The sequence below is a fragment of the Synechococcus sp. MIT S9220 genome (assembly GCF_014304815.1).
Taxonomy (GTDB): Bacteria; Cyanobacteriota; Cyanobacteriia; order PCC-6307; family Cyanobiaceae; genus Synechococcus_C.
Map to the genome: position 1 here is coordinate 951,062 of NZ_CP047958.1, position 15,549 is coordinate 966,610.

Sequence of the window (15,549 nt, forward strand, 5' to 3'; positions counted from 1 at the left end):
ATGTTGAGATTCACTCACGACCGCTTTTCAGTCACGGGCAAGCAAATTCATCGCCAGAATGTTGCCTCTGAAGCGGTCTGCTGTGGACACCCTCTGGCTGCTCCGTCCTTGTGATGACGGCGGTACTGATTACGTCTGTTTTCGTGATCATCGCGATCACGTTGAGGTACTGGAGGGATATCACCAGCCTCCCCAAATGCCCCTGATCAAGCACCGTCAGGTCTTGCTCAATGCCGATGTGCCCCGTTTTCGGCACCGTTTCGAGCGCCAGCAAGGATTTCGCCACGGTCCACCTCTGTTCTGAGTCGCTTCCGAATGCAAGGTTTGTGCTCGCTTGAGCGAGTCTCTCGATAATCTCTAGAGAGATTTCTGTATATCAATGGCTGCAGGGCTGGATCCAGGCTCGGATTCGGATCCAAAAGATCCCTATTCCATGCTCGGCGTCACTCCTGGCGCCGGATTTGACGACGTTCAAAAAGCAAGAGATCGGGTCGTCGCCTCTTGTGGTGATGATGCAGTTGCCCGCGCTCGTGTTGAGGCTGCTTATGACGCAGTCCTGATGGAGCGTCTACGAGATCGACAGTCTGGCCGTCTCAGTTCGGCCGCCGCCTCTGCTTCACAGGTGGAACGCCAACAGGTGTCTGCAGGAGTGCCCAGTAGTGGCAATGGTCCTGCCGCTTTGCTCACCCGTTTACGCGGCATGTCATTGCCGGCGCCGTCACTGAGTGGTGCCGGTTTTATGCCCGATCTGCAATTGGTGCAAGGTCAGGGTCTTGTGGTTCGCTCCATCGCAGGAGCTTTGGCCTTACTGCTTTTGCTGCTGGCTCCCCAAACGGTCGACCTGCTTCTGCCCCTGTCAACCATTGCGGTGTTCATCAGTCAGGTCAAGCGAGGCCGTCGGCCCTTGGGCTCCCTTGGCTGGACCCTCCTGCTTCTGGTTGTTGGCCTGGCTCTGGGTGCATTGCTCAGTGCTGTCACTGTTCAGGCGGGTCTGCCACTGGGTGTGGAGCAATGGCAGGCACTGCCCACCCTGCTGTTGTTGCTTGCCGGAGCTCTGTTATTCGCCTGATTCGATCATTCCCTCAATCAGGCTTTGTAGCTCTGATTCATTGAATCGATAAACCTCGCTGCAGAAATGACAGGTGAGCTCTGCGCCCTTGTCGTCTTCCAGCATGGACTGCAATTCTTCTCTGCCTAGCAACATGAGTGCGCCCAAGCTTCTTCGACGGCTGCAGGGACAATGGAACTGCACCGGCTGCGTCGGTTCGCTGCTTGGGATGGGCTGAGGATCAAGATCTGGGAAAACCTCCCGAAGCAACTGTTCCGGATGGTCACCGCAGCGGTGCAGCTTCTGGCTGAAATGCTCAATCTCGCGGCACCTCTCCTCGAGCAGAGCAACCAGAGCTGGCTCTTCTGCGGCCTTCGGCAGTACCTGAACCAGCAAGCCTCCGCTGCTCTGCAATCCTTCGCTGTTGATCGTTTCGCCCACGAACACCGCAGAGGGTGTCTGTTCGGAGTGGAGCAGATAGGAAGCGACATCCTCCCCGATGCCTCCGCTCACCAGCTCAACTGTGCTGCTGAAGGGTTCGCCTTTGCCGTCGTCCCTCACCACATGCAGATACCCCGTTCCTGCTGCTGAGGTGAAGTCGAAACTGGCTTGTCCTGCTGAATCGCTGATCGGGTCCAGTTCAAGCGAAGGGTTGCCGACAAAACCACGCACGCTTCCGTCACGGCCGGCATCCACTGTCAGGCCCTTGAGAGGGCCATCTGATCCCAGTCGCAGGTTGACGCGACCATGCCGAACCTTCATGGAGCTGGCCAGCAGTAGACCCGCACCCATGGCTCTGCCGAGCATCACGGTGGTGAGGTACGAGAGTCCGTGACGTGATTGGGCGGTACGAGTGGTTTCGCCGGTGGTCACCGCCACAAGCCTGATTCCCCCACCTGCTGCGGTGGCACGGACCAGCCGATCAGCCATGGCTCTACAACAACCCAGGCGTCATGGTGACAGAGCATGCAGTCGGCCATTGCGCAGGCGCAGGTGCTCACAGCTCCAGCCCTGGAATAGTTCCGGCTCGTGGGTCACCACGATCAGCAAACGCTCCTGGCTCAGCCGGTCAAGCAGTTCGAGCACTTCGGAACGCACTGACCAGTCGAGTCCTGCTGTGGGCTCATCGAGCAGCAGCACATCCGGCTTGCGTAGCAGCTGCACCGCCAGAGCAAGACGCCGCTGCTGTCCGCCGCTGAGTCGCTCCGGAGCCTGACGCCCATCCACGCTGCTGAGTCCGACCTTTCGCAGCGCCGCAATCATCTCTTCGCTGCTTAGCCGCCTGTGGCCCAGCTTCAGTTCCTGGTTGACGCTCAAGCCCAGAAAGTGTCGCTCCGGAAATTGAAACACCACTCCGCAAAGCCAGCGTCGTTGGCGCTGATTGAGTGGCTGCCCCTTCCAGCTGATGCTGCCGGTGTCAGCACCGGCCATCCCACTGATCACCTCCAGCAGGCTGGTTTTTCCACTGCCGCTGTCGCCGGATATCAGCAGTGGGCGCCCAGGATCGGCCTTCAGCTGGATGCTGTTCAAGACCAAGTGTTCTGCCGTTGCAGGTTTGTAGTTGATATTTGTGAGTTCCAGCATTCCGATCGAATGCCCCGGTCTGGGCTGCCTTGGCTCCCCAGCATGGTCGATGGCTCCGTCGCCGGCGATGATGACGGGGTCAGCGGTGGGTCATGCGCGTTCGCTTCCGAGAGGTTGATCCCTTCAATTGCTGGGTCTGGTTGCGATTCAGCGAGATTCCCAGTCAGGGAGAACGGAATTATGTGGATGGCATCTTTGACAGTTGGTATGTGCTGGGACGTCTTGGCGGGTTCAATGCCGAGAGCCTTCAGGTTCACGAAGAAGGCGATGAGCTCAGCTGGATGAGCTACGAAACCGAGGAGGCAACGGGGGTGATGCCGGCTCTGATGCACAACATGGGCCAGATGGAGTACCAGCAGGACTGGGCCCGTTGCTGGATTGATCTGGGCACCAGTGATGGGATTGCCCTCGATGTTCTGATCAATGCCCTGCGTCAACTTGATTCTGATGTGGTGCAGCTCGAGGAACTGTTGATCGGTGGCGTGAATGACGACTGGCCGGTGGAAGACCATCCCGACAGTGTGTTCCCCGGCATGGGTTGAGCGTTGACGTGGCGGAACGACGTCGCCTGCTGATCGCCTCCCGCAGGTTGCAGTCTGCGGATGACCATCGTCGCTTTGTGCTTGAGGATCATGAATCGCGCTACCTGCGCAAGGTTCTGCGGCTGAAGCAAGGTGCTCAGGTGGATGTCATCGATGGCCGGGGCAACCTGTGGGTGGCTCGTCTTTTGAACGGTCATCAACTTGAGTTGTGCTCAGAGATCGAGGCGCCTAGTCAGACTGTGATTTCCCCAAGGCCGAAACTGGGTCTTGCCATTGCGTTGATCCGTCGAGGAATGGATGACGTGATGCGGATGGCTTGTGAGTTGGGTGTGGATCGCTTGCAGCCGCTGGATTGTCAACGCTCCGTTCCTCAGGCTGAGCATCGTCCGGAGCGTTGGGGCTTGATCCTGCAGGAAGCCGTTGAACAGTGCGAGCGGCTCTGGGCTCCTGAACTGCCTGAACTGTGTCCCTCCGCAGAGTGGTGGAACACACCGGGGCCGCGCGACCTGCGCTTGATTGCGGTGGCTCGCGAACTGGAGAGTCCTCGATTGTCTGAATGGCTTGCGACTCAGGCCTCAGTGGATCGATCCATCTGGCTGTCGATCGGACCCGAGGGGGGGTGGAGCGAGCAGGAACTGGCTGCAGCACAAGCAGCAGGCTGGATCTTTGTGTCTCTGGGTGACACCATCCTGCGCAGTTCCACCGCTGCTGTGGCTGGGATCAGCAGCCTCAGTAACTGGCGCACGCTCAGGTGCTGAGGCTCCTGCGCTTACAGGCATCCATGCAAGGTCTTCCGGTCACTCCCATGCGCTGCATCAGCGTGATCTGCACAGAGGAGGGGCTTTGAAGCGCCTCTCTCAGACCAGATTCTGAGCAAGTTGCATGTTGCTCAGGGCTGAAGGTGCGTCACGCCTGTGATCCTCCACTGAAGCATCAATGGAATGACGCATCAGTGGATCAGATCAGGATTGTGCCTGATGAGGCCTGCCCCAGATCGTCTAGCTCTTGAACAGCTCGCTGGCCATGCTGCGGAAGCCTGCCAGGTTGTTGCCTGGACGACGCTTGCCGGGACGAATCGAGTTGCCAGGTTGGAGAGCATCTGGGGCAAAGGTGGTCAACTGAATCTCCGGTTTGGCGGCTTCTGCGGCGGCTAGCTCTGCGGCGAGGGCCTCTGCAGTGGTCAGAGATGGCTTGGCTTTCGGAGCGTCTTCACTGCTCTTTGCAGTGGTATCGGGATTGCTTGCAGCTTGGCTTTCAGCAACTACTGCCACAGGAGCAGGAGCTGGAGCTGGATCAACAGCAGGGGCAGGGACAGCCTCTTCGACTGGAGCTGGGGCCGCTTCTGGCTGGGATGGCTCAGCAGCGTTCTCGACCTTCTCCGGCTTGGGTTCAGGCTTGGTCTTTGCCGCCTGCGGTTCCTGCTCTCCCAGCTCAAGGAAGAAACCCTTTCTGTTCAGCACCATGCCTGAGCGGGGAAATCGTCAAGCTGATTATCCGTGCCGAAGCGCCCGTCAGCGTTGATGCTTAGGGCAGTGCAACACAGCCTGATGTTTTTCACGCCTTTTGAGCTCCCGTCTCAAACCGCTGCGCTGTGGCTCACCGCGCTCCTGGTTAATGCGCTCTTGATCGGTTTTGCGCAGCGCTTTCCGTTGCTCACCCGCGCCGGTTGGTGTCATGCAGGCATCCTTGGCACGGTGCTCTGGGGTTCGCTGGATTGGCGCGGCTGGTTGGCCGTTGTGGCCTATCTCGTGCTTGGTTCGCTGGTCACCAAGCTGGGCTTTGCCAGGAAGCAGGAGCTTGGTCTTGCCGAGGGGCGAGGCGGTCGTCGCGGTCCAGAAAATGTCTGGGGCTCGGCCTTCACCGGTCTTGTGCTGGCTTTGCTGATCGCTGCTCGCATCGGTTCGCCGATGTTGTTGCTGATTGGCTTCTCCGCGAGTTTTGCGGCCAAACTGGCCGACACCTTCGGCAGTGAGATCGGCAAGCGCTGGGGCCGGACCACCTTGCTGATCACCACCCTGCGGCCGGTGCCCGCTGGGACCGAGGGTGCGGTGAGTGTGGAAGGAACCCTGGCCAGTGCCGTTGGCAGTCTGCTGATGACGGTTGTGATGGCTCTGCTCGGATTGCTTCAATCCGGAGCTGCCTTTGCTGTTGTGTTGGTGGTGGGTTTCATCGCCACACTGCTGGAAAGTTTGCTGGGAGCTCTTGGCCAGGACCGCTGGCCCTGGCTGAGCAATGAGCTGGTTAATGGTCTGCAGACCGCATGGGCGGCAGGACTGGCGATCGTTTTCGCTTGGCTTCTGGGCTTGTCGGGCTGAAATCTCGACCGGCTTCGGCACGCAGGGTGTTGAGCATTCCTCGCAGTGCAGTCCGCAGCATGAGCCGGTCGATGCATTCGCGGCGTGCAATCTCTGTCAGGGAGAGTCCGTCGATCCAGAACGCACAGAGCCAACGGCAATGGTTCGGCTCCAAGCTGTTCAACATTTGGATCAGCCATTCGTGCTGTGGATCAGCCGGCTGGCATCGGTGATCTTGCAGACCATCGATCCGGGCCTCTGGTTCAGAAGAACCATCGCTGTTGCTGAGCTGATGATGGAGTGACTGGATTCGCCGATCCCGGTGTGCCATGCAGGCCTCTCGCCAGCGATCAGTGCTGACTCCGAGTTGTTGAGTGAGATCTTCATTGCTGAGTAGCGGCATCCCGGCATGCAATCGCCGCTCCTGCGCTTTCGTTCCCCGGGCATGCAGATCACTGAGTCGCCAGGGGATTCGCATCGTTTGCAGCCGGTCTCTTCTGTAATGCCTGATCTGGCCGGTGATCCTCGGCATCGCATAGCTGCTGATGCGGTGGCCGCGACTGGCCTCAAAACGCTCAACAGCTCGGATCAGCCCATAGCGGCCTTCCTGCACCAGATCGTCGCGTTCACCGGAACCGTTGTGCAGCAGACGATTGGCACCGAGATGTGCCAGCCCGAGGTGCATCAGCACAGTGTCATTGCGCTGCAGGATGTGCTCAGGGATCGATCGGCGGCGTTCATGCTGTCGTTGACGATCAAGTCGTCGTTGAATTGCCGCCGGTTGCGTGGTGTTGGTCATCGATGCCATCAAGCAGGAACCTTTTCAAGGTCCGCTGAGTCATGGCTGGCTCACCTCACTCCTGTGGATGAACGGATTCATCCTCAAGGGGGAGGAATGGGCAGGTGATCAGTGCTTGCCAGTGCGCCCGATCAGGTAGGCGCTGAACGCCAACATCAGCACGCCTGCGCAGTACTGAATCAGCTCGGTGATTGAGGTCACCTCAAAGCTCACCATCACCTTGAACGCCGTCACGATCAGGGCAACGATGATCACCTTGGTGAGCTTCTGTTTCAGACCATCGAGATCTTGGATGTTCAGCAAATTGCGTCTTGAAGACGATTCATCGTTCTGTCGCGGGTCGATGTCGGAAATCACCAGCTCGTAGATGCCATAGCCAAAAATCAGCAGGGCGATGCCGATGAGGTAGTAGTCGATGCCTCCTACCACCTTCCCAATCAGCAGCGTGCTGTTGTCGTGGGTGAAGTCACCTCGAAAGACTTTTCTGAGAACGCTGATCTCTGCGTAGGTGCCGATAACAAAACAGCTGATGCTCCCCAGCAGACTCATCACCACGGGAATCAGCGTGACCAGTCGGAACTTCCAGATCAGCCCTTCAAATTTGTGCTCCAGGCGGCTCGATCGGTTCATGCTCGGCTTGTTCATGGTGGCGCTTGGTCTGGATTCGTTTGGGTGTGAAGGGATGACTTAAGCGAGGTTCTCCGATGTCGGAGGTCTGGAAGGAGGTGGAGGGCCCAGAAGCGCTGGTATGGAGAGTCCCACAAGGGCTGAGCTCACGGTCAGAAAGACAGCCAGTGGAATGGGCTTCACCAGTGGCTGCCGTTCCATCACGGTGCCGCAACGGAAGCACACGGGCAGGCCCCCTTTCGGCGGGTGCAGCACGACCGCAGGACCACAACAGCAATCAGGGCAGCGGAATCGAGGCATGGCCGAAGAGCGCGTGCTGATACACGCAGTGGCGAACTGTGAATTGCGACAATCATGCGTTGCCGTCAGTGGTCCTGCCATGCCCCTCAGCTCCCTGGTGCGCCTGCTGCAGTGCTCAGCGCTGACCAGTGAGCTCGGCGAACGCATCGATCGCCCCAACCGGCTCCTGCTCCGCGGAGGTGGTCGGGGAGCCAGGGCTCTTGTGGCCAGTGCGCTGGCGCGCCAACAGGATCGGCCTCTGCTTGTGGTCGTGCCGACCCTTGAGGAGGCGGGTCGCTGGACGGCTCTTCTGGACCTGATGGGCTGGCGCAGTGCCCAGCTCTATCCCACCAGTGAAGGTTCGCCCTATGAACCGTTTGACCCCACCAGTGAAATCACCTGGGGGCAGTTGCAGGTGCTCAGTGAATTGCAGCTCGATCAACAGAGCTGCGATCTGGCGATTGTGGCCACGGAGCGCTGTCTTCAACCGCATTTGCCACCGCCGCAGGCTTTATCTGATCGATGCCGAACCCTTCGTAAAGGCGACAGCGTCGACCTTGAGGATCTAGCCACCAGCCTGGCCCAGCTTGGTTATGAACGGGTTTCCACCATCGACCAGGAAGGTACCTGGAGCCGCCGTGGCGACATCGTTGATGTTTTCCCGGTCAGCAGTGAACTGCCGGTGCGTCTGGAGTTCTTTGGTGATGAGCTCGACAAGCTGCGTGAATTTGATCCCGCCAGCCAGCGTTCCCTTGATCCGATCGAAAGTCTGAGGCTGACCCCGACAGGCTTCAGTCCTTTGATCGCTGAACAGCTGCGCGATGCCATGCCGGATGGTCTCGATCAGTTTCTCAGTGAGGAATCCCTGTCTGAATTGCTGGAAGGGGGGACTCCCGAGGGCATGCGCCGCCTTCTTGGACTGGCCTGGAAGCAGCCTGCTTCACTTCTCGACTATCTCCCGTCCAACAGCTTTGTAGCCATTGATGAGCGACGTCATGGCCGCTCCCATGGGGACCAGTGGCTGGACCATGCCAGGGAGCATCACGACGAACTGGCGTTGCCGTTGCCGATCCTGCATCGCGACATCGAGGAGGCGATGGGGCTGGCTGAAGCTTTCCCAGGGTTTGATCTGGCTGAGTTGCAGGAAAGTGATGACCATCCCAACGCTTTTGATCTCAACAGTCGTCCTGTGCCGGCCTATCCCAATCAGTTCGGAAAGCTTGGTGAACTGATCAAGAGCTACGGCAAGGAGAAACAGGCTGTTTGGCTGCTGTCTGCCCAGCCCAGTCGAGCTGTTGCGTTGCTCGAAGAGCATGACTGCATCAGTCGTTTCGTACCCAATGCTGCCGATGCGCCTGCCATCGAGCGTCTGATTGAACAGGGAACACCTGTTGCTTTGAAAACACGCGGCACTGCTGACCTCGAGGGTCTGCAGCTTCCCGCCTGGCGGGTCGCTCTCATCACTGACCGCGAGTTTTTTGGGCAGCAAACCCTCACCAGCACGGGCTATGTGCGCCGCCGCCGCAAGGCAGCCAGTCGCACGGTGGATCCCAACAAAATGCAGCCTGGGGATTTCGTGGTGCATCGCAATCACGGCATCGGCCGTTTCCAGAAGCTGGAAAAGTTGGCGATCAGCGGCGAGGTGCGTGACTACCTGGTGGTGCAGTACGCCGACGGCATCCTGCGGGTGGCGGCGGATCAGCTGGGCAGCCTCGGTCGTTATCGCGCCAACAGTGATGCTCCACCCCAACTCAGCAAGATGGGCGGTTCGGCCTGGGTCAAGGCCAAGGAACGTGCCGGAAAGGCCTTGCGCAAGGTGGCGCTCGACCTGGTGAAGCTTTACGCCGAGCGACATCAGGCCCCTGGATTCGCGTTTCCGGTTGACGGCCCTTGGCAGAACGAGCTGGAAGAGTCATTCCCCTATGAACCAACTCCGGATCAGCTCAAGGCCACAGTCGATGTGAAGCGGGATATGGAGAAGTCGCAACCGATGGATCGCCTGGTTTGCGGCGATGTGGGCTTCGGCAAAACCGAGGTAGCGATCCGGGCCATCTTCAAGGCGATTACGGCCGGTAAACAGGTGGCGATGTTGGCTCCCACAACAGTGCTTGCCCAGCAGCATTGGCGAACGCTTTCAGAGCGTTTTGCGCCCTATCCCATCAAGGTGGCTCTGCTCAATCGCTTCCGAACCACCAGCGAGCGGAAGTCGATCCTTGAAGGTCTTAAGAAAGGCACCATCGACGCCGTTGTGGGAACGCATCAGCTGCTGAGCAAGAGCACGGTGTTCGACAAGCTCGGCCTGCTGGTGGTGGATGAAGAACAGCGCTTCGGTGTCAACCAAAAGGAAAAGATCAAAGCGCTGCGCAAGGACGTCGACGTGCTCACTCTTTCGGCGACGCCGATTCCGCGCACGCTCTACATGAGCCTTTCAGGAGTGCGTGAGATGAGCTTGATCACCACGCCCCCTCCCTTGCGCCGACCGATCAAGACCCATCTGGCCGCTCTTGATGAAGAGGCGGTTCGCAGTGCCATTCGTCAGGAGCTTGATCGCGGAGGCCAAGTCTTTTACGTGGTCCCGAGGGTCGAGGGTATTGAAGATGTGGCTGGTCAGCTGCGTCAGATGCTTCCTGGCCTGCGACTACTGGTGGCGCACGGTCAGATGGCTGAGGGCGAGCTGGAGAGCGCCATGGTGGCGTTCAACGGCGGTGAAGCGGATGTGATGCTCTGCACCACGATCGTGGAAAGCGGACTCGACATCCCCAGAGTCAACACAATCCTGATTGAGGATGCCCATCGATTCGGACTGGCGCAGCTTTATCAGTTGCGAGGACGTGTCGGTCGTAGTGGCATCCAGGCCCATGCCTGGTTGTTTTATCCCGGTAATGCCTCTCTCAGTGAAGCGGCACGGCAGCGACTGAGGGCGATTCAGGAATTTGCCCAGCTGGGCAGTGGTTATCAGCTGGCGATGCGGGATATGGAGATCCGCGGGGTTGGAAACCTATTGGGAGTGCAGCAGAGCGGGCAGATGGAAGCCATCGGATTTGATCTCTACATGGAGATGCTTCAGGAATCCCTGGCCGAGATCCAGGGCCAGGACATTCCTGCCGTCGACGATACCCAGGTGGATCTGCAGGTCACTGCGTTCATTCCTGCTGACTGGATCACCGATGCCGACGAGAAGATGGCGGCCTATCGATCGGCAGCAGAGTGTGTCAGCAGCGAGTCGTTGGTTGAACTTGCAGCAATTTGGGCCGATCGCTACGGCGCTCTGCCCGGACCGGTTCAGTCGCTGCTCCAACTCATGGATCTGAAGCTTTTGGCCAAACGCTGCGGTTTTTCACGCATCCGTCCTGAGAAGCCGAACATCGCGCTGGAGACACCGATGGAGGAGCCGGCTTTTCGCCTGTTACGCCAGGGGTTGCCGCAGCATTTACATGGTCGGCTTGTCTATCAGCCCGGGGCTGGTGCGACGGCCAAGGTGATGGCCAGAGGCCTGGGAGTGTTGCCGATGGAGAAGCAGCTTGAGGAAATCAAGAGCTGGCTTGAGCAGATGGCCGCTCAGATTCCTGATGCCGAAGGGCTCACAGCCGATGAGCGCGAAAAACAGCAAACCGCCCGTAATGAGGCCGTTCTCAGCCTTTAACCCTTCGCGCTGATCCTGGCGAACGGGCAAAGATGAGAAAGTTCCTACACATTGCGCAATTCTTCGTTACGCTGGCCGGAGCAAAATGGACCACGTGGGCGAATTCATCGATCCAATCAGCAGCGTGGGTTCCATGGGTCTGTTCTCAAGCCTGATTGGAGCTGCGGCACTGGGTGTTTATGCCCTCTGGCAGGACGATTCGCAGAATAATGACGACGATGATTCCTCACCTGGCGGTGGATTGATGCAGCCTGTGGCCTGAAAAGTCCAAGCCTGCCTGTCTCCTTTCAGTCACATCCCCTCATAACCATCACCCATTTGGGTGATGGTTTTTTTGTTTCTGCATAAGAGCCTGGAACAGTCCCACGCCGTTCAGGGCATTTGAGCCGAGTTTTGCTTCGATGTTGTTGGTGTTGGCTTCCAGCCGTTTGCTTGCCAGTCCTTGCAGCCATTCCGGCGCAGGCGGTGTCCTGGGAATCCATTGATGTTCTGCGCAACAAGCTCACGCAGGCTGGTGTGCGTGTGGTTCAGAGGGACTGCTCTCAACGAGGGCTCCAGGGTTTGTATCACCCAAGCAGCGACACCCTTGTGGTTTGTCGCTCGCACAGATCCCCAGCCCAGGTCTGGGACACCCTTGCCCACGAGGCAACCCATCGCATGCAGCGCTGCATTGGCGGCCCTATCTCAGATCGGAAGCACCATCGCGCCATGTACTCAGCCCTTGCGCGGAGTCATCCGGCGGAGGTGCGTTCGATTCGTGTGTATCCCCGTCAGCAGCAATTGGCTGAACTGGAAGCCAGATACACCGCCAAGCTCCCTCCACGCGATGTTCTGCAGTTGTTCGATCGCTATTGCGGAGCTGAGGTTCGCGTCTGAATGCCGTCAAAACGTTGTTTCACCCCGATCCATTGGGATTAATCATGAATTCATTACTGATGCAACTAGCGCTGGCTGCCCTCGGTCAGTTCGGTGGCAATGGCCCCATGCCGATGGGGGGGCTTCCCATCGGAGCTTTCCCTGCGGGAAGGAGACGTCCCGTCATGCCCGTGTCCAGGCCGATGACCCGCTACCCCACGGCAACAGCGCCAGGTCGCACCTCATCTCTCCAGCTCGCATCACTGGCCACAGCCACATGCTTGATGCGAGAACGACAGCTAAGCCGCGCGCAGGCTGTTGATCTGCTTGATCGCCAGGGCCAGATCTGGGGATGGGAACCACGATGGGGGCAACGCATCCAGCTGGCCTCTGTCGATGGAGCGATCAACGCAGCCGGAGGCTGCAGAACCATGGTGCGCAGGATTCAGAACAGCCCTGTATCCATCCCATCAATGGCAACGGTCCCCGTCAATCGGAACCCGGTTCGCACGGATAGCCGCAGTGAACGTGAGGGATTTGGATTGTTTCCCTATCGCTGAAGAGCGGAGCGCAGGTTTGCGGATCCTGGTTGATAAGCCTGACCGCGTTGTGGTGATCGCAGCGATTTGATCAAGGTGGTTTCGGCAGCCCGGTACTGACTGTCTTTGCCGGTTCCGAGCTGTTCCACGGTCAGCGATTCGATCTCCTGATCGCTCAGCTTCACGTCCACATCCGGGCGGATGCCGTTCTTGTGAATATCGGTGCCTTTGGGGGTGAGGTATTTGGCAATGGTGACCGTCAACCCGGATCCATCGGAGAGGCCACGGACGGACTGGACCAATCCCTTGCCAAAGGTCTTCTGACCAACCAGAACGGCTCGTTTGTTGTCTTGGAGTGCCCCGGAGAGAATTTCGCTGGCACTGGCTGAACCTTCATTCACCAGCACCACAACCGGACTGTTGGTCAGCGCGTTGCCAGTGGCGCGGCGCACATCCTGAATGCCATCTCGGGTTTTGGTGCTGACGATGGTGCCTTCATCCAACCATTGCCGTGCAATGTCGATGCTGGCTTCGAGTAGTCCCCCCGGATTACTGCGCAGATCGAGCACATAGCCCTGAGCGCCATCTTTTTCGAGCTCACGGATGGCAGCCCGCATCTCCCGGGCGGCATTGGCATTGAATTGCTTGAGGCGGATATAGCCGACTTTCTTGCCATCGGCTGCTGTGTTGAGCCGACTTTCAACCGCATTGATGGCGATACGTGCTCTCTTGAGAGGCACCGTGACCACTTCCCCATTACGGCGCAGCCCAAGAGTGACCTGGCTGCCTTCCTGGCCTCGGATCAGCTTCACAGCATCTTCCGTGGTCATGCCCTTGGTGGGTTTGCCGTCGATCGAGACGATGACGTCCTTGGGTTGCACACCGGCCCTGGAAGCAGGGGTGCCTTCAATCGGGGACACCACAAGAATCTCTTTGGTGTCTTTGTCCAGCGTGATTTGGATGCCAACCCCCGTGAGCTCTCCGGAGGTGTCGATCTGCATCTCCTTGAACTCTTTGGGGTCCAAAAAGCGCGTGTAGGGATCATCGAGGCTGGCGAGCATGCCTCTGATCGCTTCATAAGACTCATTGGTGCCGGCATAGCTCTTGGCCAGCAGATCTCGTCTCAGGCTGGTCCAGGTTTCAGGGGAATACTTTCCTGAAGAGTCGAGAAAATCTCTGTAAACGATCTGCCAGACCTGGTCGATGACCTCCTTGGGGCTATTGGTAATCGATGAGGAATTGGTGCTGGGGAGGCCAAGACCTGGTGACGCAATAGCGATGGCTGCGGTCAAGCCACCTGCCCCGAGCATCAGCAACAGACCCTTGTGCTGTGCATCAGCCGTTCGAGGACTTTTGGTGGTCATTGATGTCCTTCGGGGCCGTCCTTTCAGACTAACGAGTTCACTCAGGATCGACCCAGCGTCCGTCGTCTTTGATCAGCTGAATCAACGCCTGAACACCATCGGCTTCCGGTACTTTGCGGATCTCTTCGCGACCTCGATAGAGCGCGATGGTGCCCGGACCTTTGCCGACATAACCGTAGTCAGCGTCTGCCATCTCGCCCGGACCATTTACGATGCATCCCATCACGGCGATGTCTAGCCCGGAGAGGTGAGAGGTTGCATTTCTCACCTGATTCAGCACTTCCTCGAGATTAAACAAAGTGCGACCGCAGCTCGGGCAGGCCACGTATTCGACCATGGTCTTGCGTAAGCCAATGGCCTGCAGAATCGAGTAGCAGACGGGGATTTCCTTTTCAGGAGACTCAGTCAGCGAGACTCGGATCGTGTCTCCGAGACCCTCGGACAGCAGGGTTGCGATTCCTGCAGTGCTCTTGATGCGGCCGTAATCGCCATCACCGGCCTCGGTCACTCCAAGGTGCAGGGGGAAATTGAACCCTGCATTGTCGAGTGTGTCGGCCATCATTCGATAGGCAGCGAGCATCACAGGGGCCCTGGAAGCCTTCATCGAAATCACGATGTTGTGGAAATCGAGGTCGTCGCAGATCCGCACAAATTCCATGGCCGACGCCACCATTCCCTCAGGGGTATCGCCGTAGGTGAACAACATGCGCTCCGCCAGAGAACCGTGATTCACCCCAATCCGCAGAGCTTTGTTCTCCTTCTTCAGTGCTTCGACCAGTGGCGAAAATTTGTCCTTGATGCGCTCGCCGATGGCATCGAATTCCTCCTGACTGAAGTCCTGTCGGTTGGGATCTGGTTTGTCGAAGACGAACAGACCGGGATTGATCCGCACCTTGTCCACGTGCTTGACCACTTCCAGAGCAATCCGAATGCCGTTGTGGTGAACATCCGCCACAAGAGGAACATTGCATCCCTGGGCGCGCAAAGCCGCACGGATCTGGCCCATGGCTTTGGCGTGGGCCAAGGTGGGCGTGGTCACCCGCACGATCTCGCAGCCGACATCAACGAGTCGACGGATCCCGGCCACGGATCCTTCGATGTCGAGGGTGTCCTCGTTGATCATCGATTGAACGGCCACCGGGTGCTCACTGCCGATGGGGACTTCGCCGACCATGACCGTGCGCGTACTGCGCCTGCGAATCACCGTGTCGTAACGGGGATTGATGGCAACTTCACTGCTGCTTACAGGAGCACTGGTCAAGGTGCCGGTCATGGATCGGACGGGTTCTGAGCCAAACCTTGGCATAGACGTCAGCGCAATGACTTGCTGATGTCCCAGTCGAACCACATTTAGCGCTCAACGTGGACATGGACCCTGGTGCATCTCAATGGCTCAGCTCAGCTCAGCTCAGCTCAGCTCAGCTCAGCTCAGCTCGAGCAGCTGTAGTCGGCGTTTGGCTTCTCGCAGATCCTGCAGGGTCAGGTCCTGGGGTGTTCCAGCCTCGCGAGAGCGGAAGCGCAACAGGTAGGAGGGATGAAACACCGGCATGAAGTCGCGGCCGTCATGGCTCTGCCACTGGCCCCTCAGCTTGCTGATGCCGCTTCGGACGCCAAGTAGCGCCTGCAGGGCTGTGGCGCCTGAGAGCAACACGAGTGTGGGATCAATCAGATCGATCTGTTGCCTCAGCCAGGGTCGGGAGATGTCGATCTCCTTCGCTGTCGGCTTGCGGTTGTTGGGCGGCCTGCACTTGATCACATTGCAGATGTAGAGCTCGTTTTGTTCATCCAGGCCTGCTTCGACCATGAGTTCACTGAGCAGCTGTCCTGAGCGACCCACGAATGGCACACCACGGGCATCCTCCTCCGCTCCGGGTGCTTCGCCGATCAGCATCAGGCGGGCATTCGGATTGCCACGTCCAACCACCAGCTGAGGGCTCTGCTCGCCAAGGTTCATCGGGTTCAGCGCTGGTTTTGT

At 58.6% G+C, this 15,549-nt stretch carries 18 protein-coding genes; 9 read left to right on the forward strand and 9 right to left on the reverse strand.

What is annotated here, in order from left to right:
- Window positions 1-58 precede the first annotated feature (58 nt).
- Entirely contained in the window at window positions 59-304 is a 246-nt protein-coding gene (locus SynMITS9220_RS04975; RefSeq protein WP_255483229.1) for a hypothetical protein, read from the forward strand.
- A gap of 75 nt (window positions 305-379) precedes the next feature.
- A complete protein-coding gene (locus SynMITS9220_RS04980) occupies window positions 380-1,069 on the forward strand; it encodes a CPP1-like family protein (protein ID WP_186991179.1) in 690 nt (229 codons plus the stop codon).
- Here the strand turns inward: SynMITS9220_RS04980 and hslO are convergent.
- Window positions 1,058-1,978: an Hsp33 family molecular chaperone HslO gene (gene hslO / locus SynMITS9220_RS04985; RefSeq protein WP_186991181.1), complete on the reverse strand. Its 921-nt coding sequence runs from the start codon at window positions 1,976-1,978 to the stop codon at window positions 1,058-1,060. The genes SynMITS9220_RS04980 and hslO overlap by 12 nt on opposite strands.
- A 21-nt stretch (window positions 1,979-1,999) precedes the next feature.
- A complete protein-coding gene (locus tag SynMITS9220_RS04990) occupies window positions 2,000-2,632 on the reverse strand; it encodes an ABC transporter ATP-binding protein (protein ID WP_186991183.1) in 633 nt (210 codons plus the stop codon).
- A gap of 92 nt (window positions 2,633-2,724) precedes the next feature.
- Here SynMITS9220_RS04990 and SynMITS9220_RS04995 point away from each other — a divergent pair, with 92 nt between their 5' ends.
- Window positions 2,725-3,174, forward strand: a complete 450-nt coding sequence (locus SynMITS9220_RS04995; RefSeq protein WP_067096925.1) for a DUF3531 family protein — start codon at window positions 2,725-2,727, stop codon at window positions 3,172-3,174.
- Entirely contained in the window at window positions 3,171-3,932 is a 762-nt protein-coding gene (locus tag SynMITS9220_RS05000) for a 16S rRNA (uracil(1498)-N(3))-methyltransferase (protein WP_255483230.1), read from the forward strand. The genes SynMITS9220_RS04995 and SynMITS9220_RS05000 overlap by 4 nt, the downstream gene beginning before the upstream one ends.
- A gap of 240 nt (window positions 3,933-4,172) precedes the next feature.
- On the opposite strand, the gene SynMITS9220_RS05005 is transcribed toward SynMITS9220_RS05000, so the two are convergent.
- A complete protein-coding gene (locus SynMITS9220_RS05005; RefSeq protein ID WP_186991185.1) occupies window positions 4,173-4,637 on the reverse strand; it encodes a hypothetical protein in 465 nt (154 codons plus the stop codon).
- A gap of 84 nt (window positions 4,638-4,721) precedes the next feature.
- Between SynMITS9220_RS05005 and SynMITS9220_RS05010 the strand changes: the two genes are divergently transcribed.
- Entirely contained in the window at window positions 4,722-5,489 is a 768-nt protein-coding gene (locus tag SynMITS9220_RS05010; RefSeq protein WP_255483278.1) for a DUF92 domain-containing protein, read from the forward strand.
- On the opposite strand, the gene SynMITS9220_RS05015 is transcribed toward SynMITS9220_RS05010, so the two are convergent.
- The 3 genes from SynMITS9220_RS05015 to SynMITS9220_RS05025 form a co-directional block, all read right to left on the reverse strand.
- On the reverse strand, window positions 5,416-6,267 hold the full coding sequence (locus tag SynMITS9220_RS05015; protein WP_186991186.1) for a sigma-70 family RNA polymerase sigma factor: 852 nt from the start codon (window positions 6,265-6,267) through the stop codon (window positions 5,416-5,418). The two genes, SynMITS9220_RS05010 and SynMITS9220_RS05015, sit on opposite strands and share 74 nt — an antisense overlap.
- A 108-nt stretch (window positions 6,268-6,375) precedes the next feature.
- A complete protein-coding gene (locus SynMITS9220_RS05020; protein WP_186991188.1) occupies window positions 6,376-6,912 on the reverse strand; it encodes a YqhA family protein in 537 nt (178 codons plus the stop codon).
- Between the two features lie 42 nt (window positions 6,913-6,954).
- Complete coding sequence (locus SynMITS9220_RS05025; protein ID WP_186991189.1) at window positions 6,955-7,194, reverse strand: hypothetical protein; 240 nt, start codon at window positions 7,192-7,194, stop codon at window positions 6,955-6,957.
- Window positions 7,195-7,273: 79 nt separating this feature from the next.
- Between SynMITS9220_RS05025 and mfd the strand changes: the two genes are divergently transcribed.
- From mfd to SynMITS9220_RS05045, 4 genes are all read left to right on the forward strand, one after another.
- Complete coding sequence (mfd, locus tag SynMITS9220_RS05030; RefSeq protein WP_186991190.1) at window positions 7,274-10,816, forward strand: transcription-repair coupling factor; 3,543 nt, start codon at window positions 7,274-7,276, stop codon at window positions 10,814-10,816.
- A gap of 94 nt (window positions 10,817-10,910) precedes the next feature.
- Complete coding sequence (locus SynMITS9220_RS05035) at window positions 10,911-11,078, forward strand: hypothetical protein (protein ID WP_170951834.1); 168 nt, start codon at window positions 10,911-10,913, stop codon at window positions 11,076-11,078.
- Window positions 11,079-11,248: 170 nt separating this feature from the next.
- Complete coding sequence (locus SynMITS9220_RS05040; protein ID WP_255483231.1) at window positions 11,249-11,692, forward strand: hypothetical protein; 444 nt, start codon at window positions 11,249-11,251, stop codon at window positions 11,690-11,692.
- A gap of 44 nt (window positions 11,693-11,736) precedes the next feature.
- Window positions 11,737-12,231, forward strand: a complete 495-nt coding sequence (locus SynMITS9220_RS05045; protein WP_186991192.1) for a hypothetical protein — start codon at window positions 11,737-11,739, stop codon at window positions 12,229-12,231.
- Here SynMITS9220_RS05045 and SynMITS9220_RS05050 read toward each other — a convergent pair.
- The 3 genes from SynMITS9220_RS05050 to SynMITS9220_RS05060 all read right to left on the reverse strand — a co-directional run bounded on the left by SynMITS9220_RS05050 (window position 12,222) and on the right by SynMITS9220_RS05060 (window position 15,528).
- Window positions 12,222-13,574 carry a S41 family peptidase gene (locus tag SynMITS9220_RS05050; protein WP_186991194.1) on the reverse strand — a complete coding sequence of 451 codons (1,353 nt, stop codon included), beginning with the start codon at window positions 13,572-13,574 and terminating at the stop codon, window positions 12,222-12,224. The two genes, SynMITS9220_RS05045 and SynMITS9220_RS05050, sit on opposite strands and share 10 nt — an antisense overlap.
- Before the next feature lie 37 nt (window positions 13,575-13,611).
- Window positions 13,612-14,847: a (E)-4-hydroxy-3-methylbut-2-enyl-diphosphate synthase gene (gene ispG, locus SynMITS9220_RS05055; RefSeq protein WP_067096949.1), complete on the reverse strand. Its 1,236-nt coding sequence runs from the start codon at window positions 14,845-14,847 to the stop codon at window positions 13,612-13,614.
- Window positions 14,848-14,997: 150 nt separating this feature from the next.
- Window positions 14,998-15,528, reverse strand: coding sequence for a uracil-DNA glycosylase (locus SynMITS9220_RS05060; RefSeq protein WP_186991196.1), 531 nt, complete (start codon window positions 15,526-15,528; stop codon window positions 14,998-15,000).
- Window positions 15,529-15,549: the final 21 nt, after the last annotated feature.

Bases quoted from the DNA above. Each gene is read 5' to 3' on its own strand.
- SynMITS9220_RS04975 (WP_255483229.1), top strand. From the start codon at position 59: ATGTTGCCTCTGAAGCGGTCTGCTGTGGACACCCTCTGGCTGCTCCGT.
- SynMITS9220_RS04980 (WP_186991179.1), top strand. From the start codon at position 380: ATGGCTGCAGGGCTGGATCCAGGCTCGGATTCGGATCCAAAAGATCCC.
- hslO (WP_186991181.1), bottom strand. From the start codon at position 1,978: ATGGCTGATCGGCTGGTCCGTGCCACCGCAGCAGGTGGGGGAATCAGG.
- SynMITS9220_RS04990 (WP_186991183.1), bottom strand. From the start codon at position 2,632: ATGCTGGAACTCACAAATATCAACTACAAACCTGCAACGGCAGAACAC.
- SynMITS9220_RS04995 (WP_067096925.1), top strand. From the start codon at position 2,725: ATGCGCGTTCGCTTCCGAGAGGTTGATCCCTTCAATTGCTGGGTCTGG.
- SynMITS9220_RS05005 (WP_186991185.1), bottom strand. From the start codon at position 4,637: ATGGTGCTGAACAGAAAGGGTTTCTTCCTTGAGCTGGGAGAGCAGGAA.
- SynMITS9220_RS05010 (WP_255483278.1), top strand. From the start codon at position 4,722: ATGTTTTTCACGCCTTTTGAGCTCCCGTCTCAAACCGCTGCGCTGTGG.
- SynMITS9220_RS05015 (WP_186991186.1), bottom strand. From the start codon at position 6,267: ATGACCAACACCACGCAACCGGCGGCAATTCAACGACGACTTGATCGT.
- SynMITS9220_RS05020 (WP_186991188.1), bottom strand. From the start codon at position 6,912: ATGAACAAGCCGAGCATGAACCGATCGAGCCGCCTGGAGCACAAATTT.
- SynMITS9220_RS05025 (WP_186991189.1), bottom strand. From the start codon at position 7,194: ATGCCTCGATTCCGCTGCCCTGATTGCTGTTGTGGTCCTGCGGTCGTG.
- mfd (WP_186991190.1), top strand. From the start codon at position 7,274: ATGCCCCTCAGCTCCCTGGTGCGCCTGCTGCAGTGCTCAGCGCTGACC.
- SynMITS9220_RS05045 (WP_186991192.1), top strand. From the start codon at position 11,737: ATGAATTCATTACTGATGCAACTAGCGCTGGCTGCCCTCGGTCAGTTC.
- SynMITS9220_RS05050 (WP_186991194.1), bottom strand. From the start codon at position 13,574: ATGACCACCAAAAGTCCTCGAACGGCTGATGCACAGCACAAGGGTCTG.
- ispG (WP_067096949.1), bottom strand. From the start codon at position 14,847: ATGACCGGCACCTTGACCAGTGCTCCTGTAAGCAGCAGTGAAGTTGCC.
- SynMITS9220_RS05060 (WP_186991196.1), bottom strand. From the start codon at position 15,528: ATGAACCTTGGCGAGCAGAGCCCTCAGCTGGTGGTTGGACGTGGCAAT.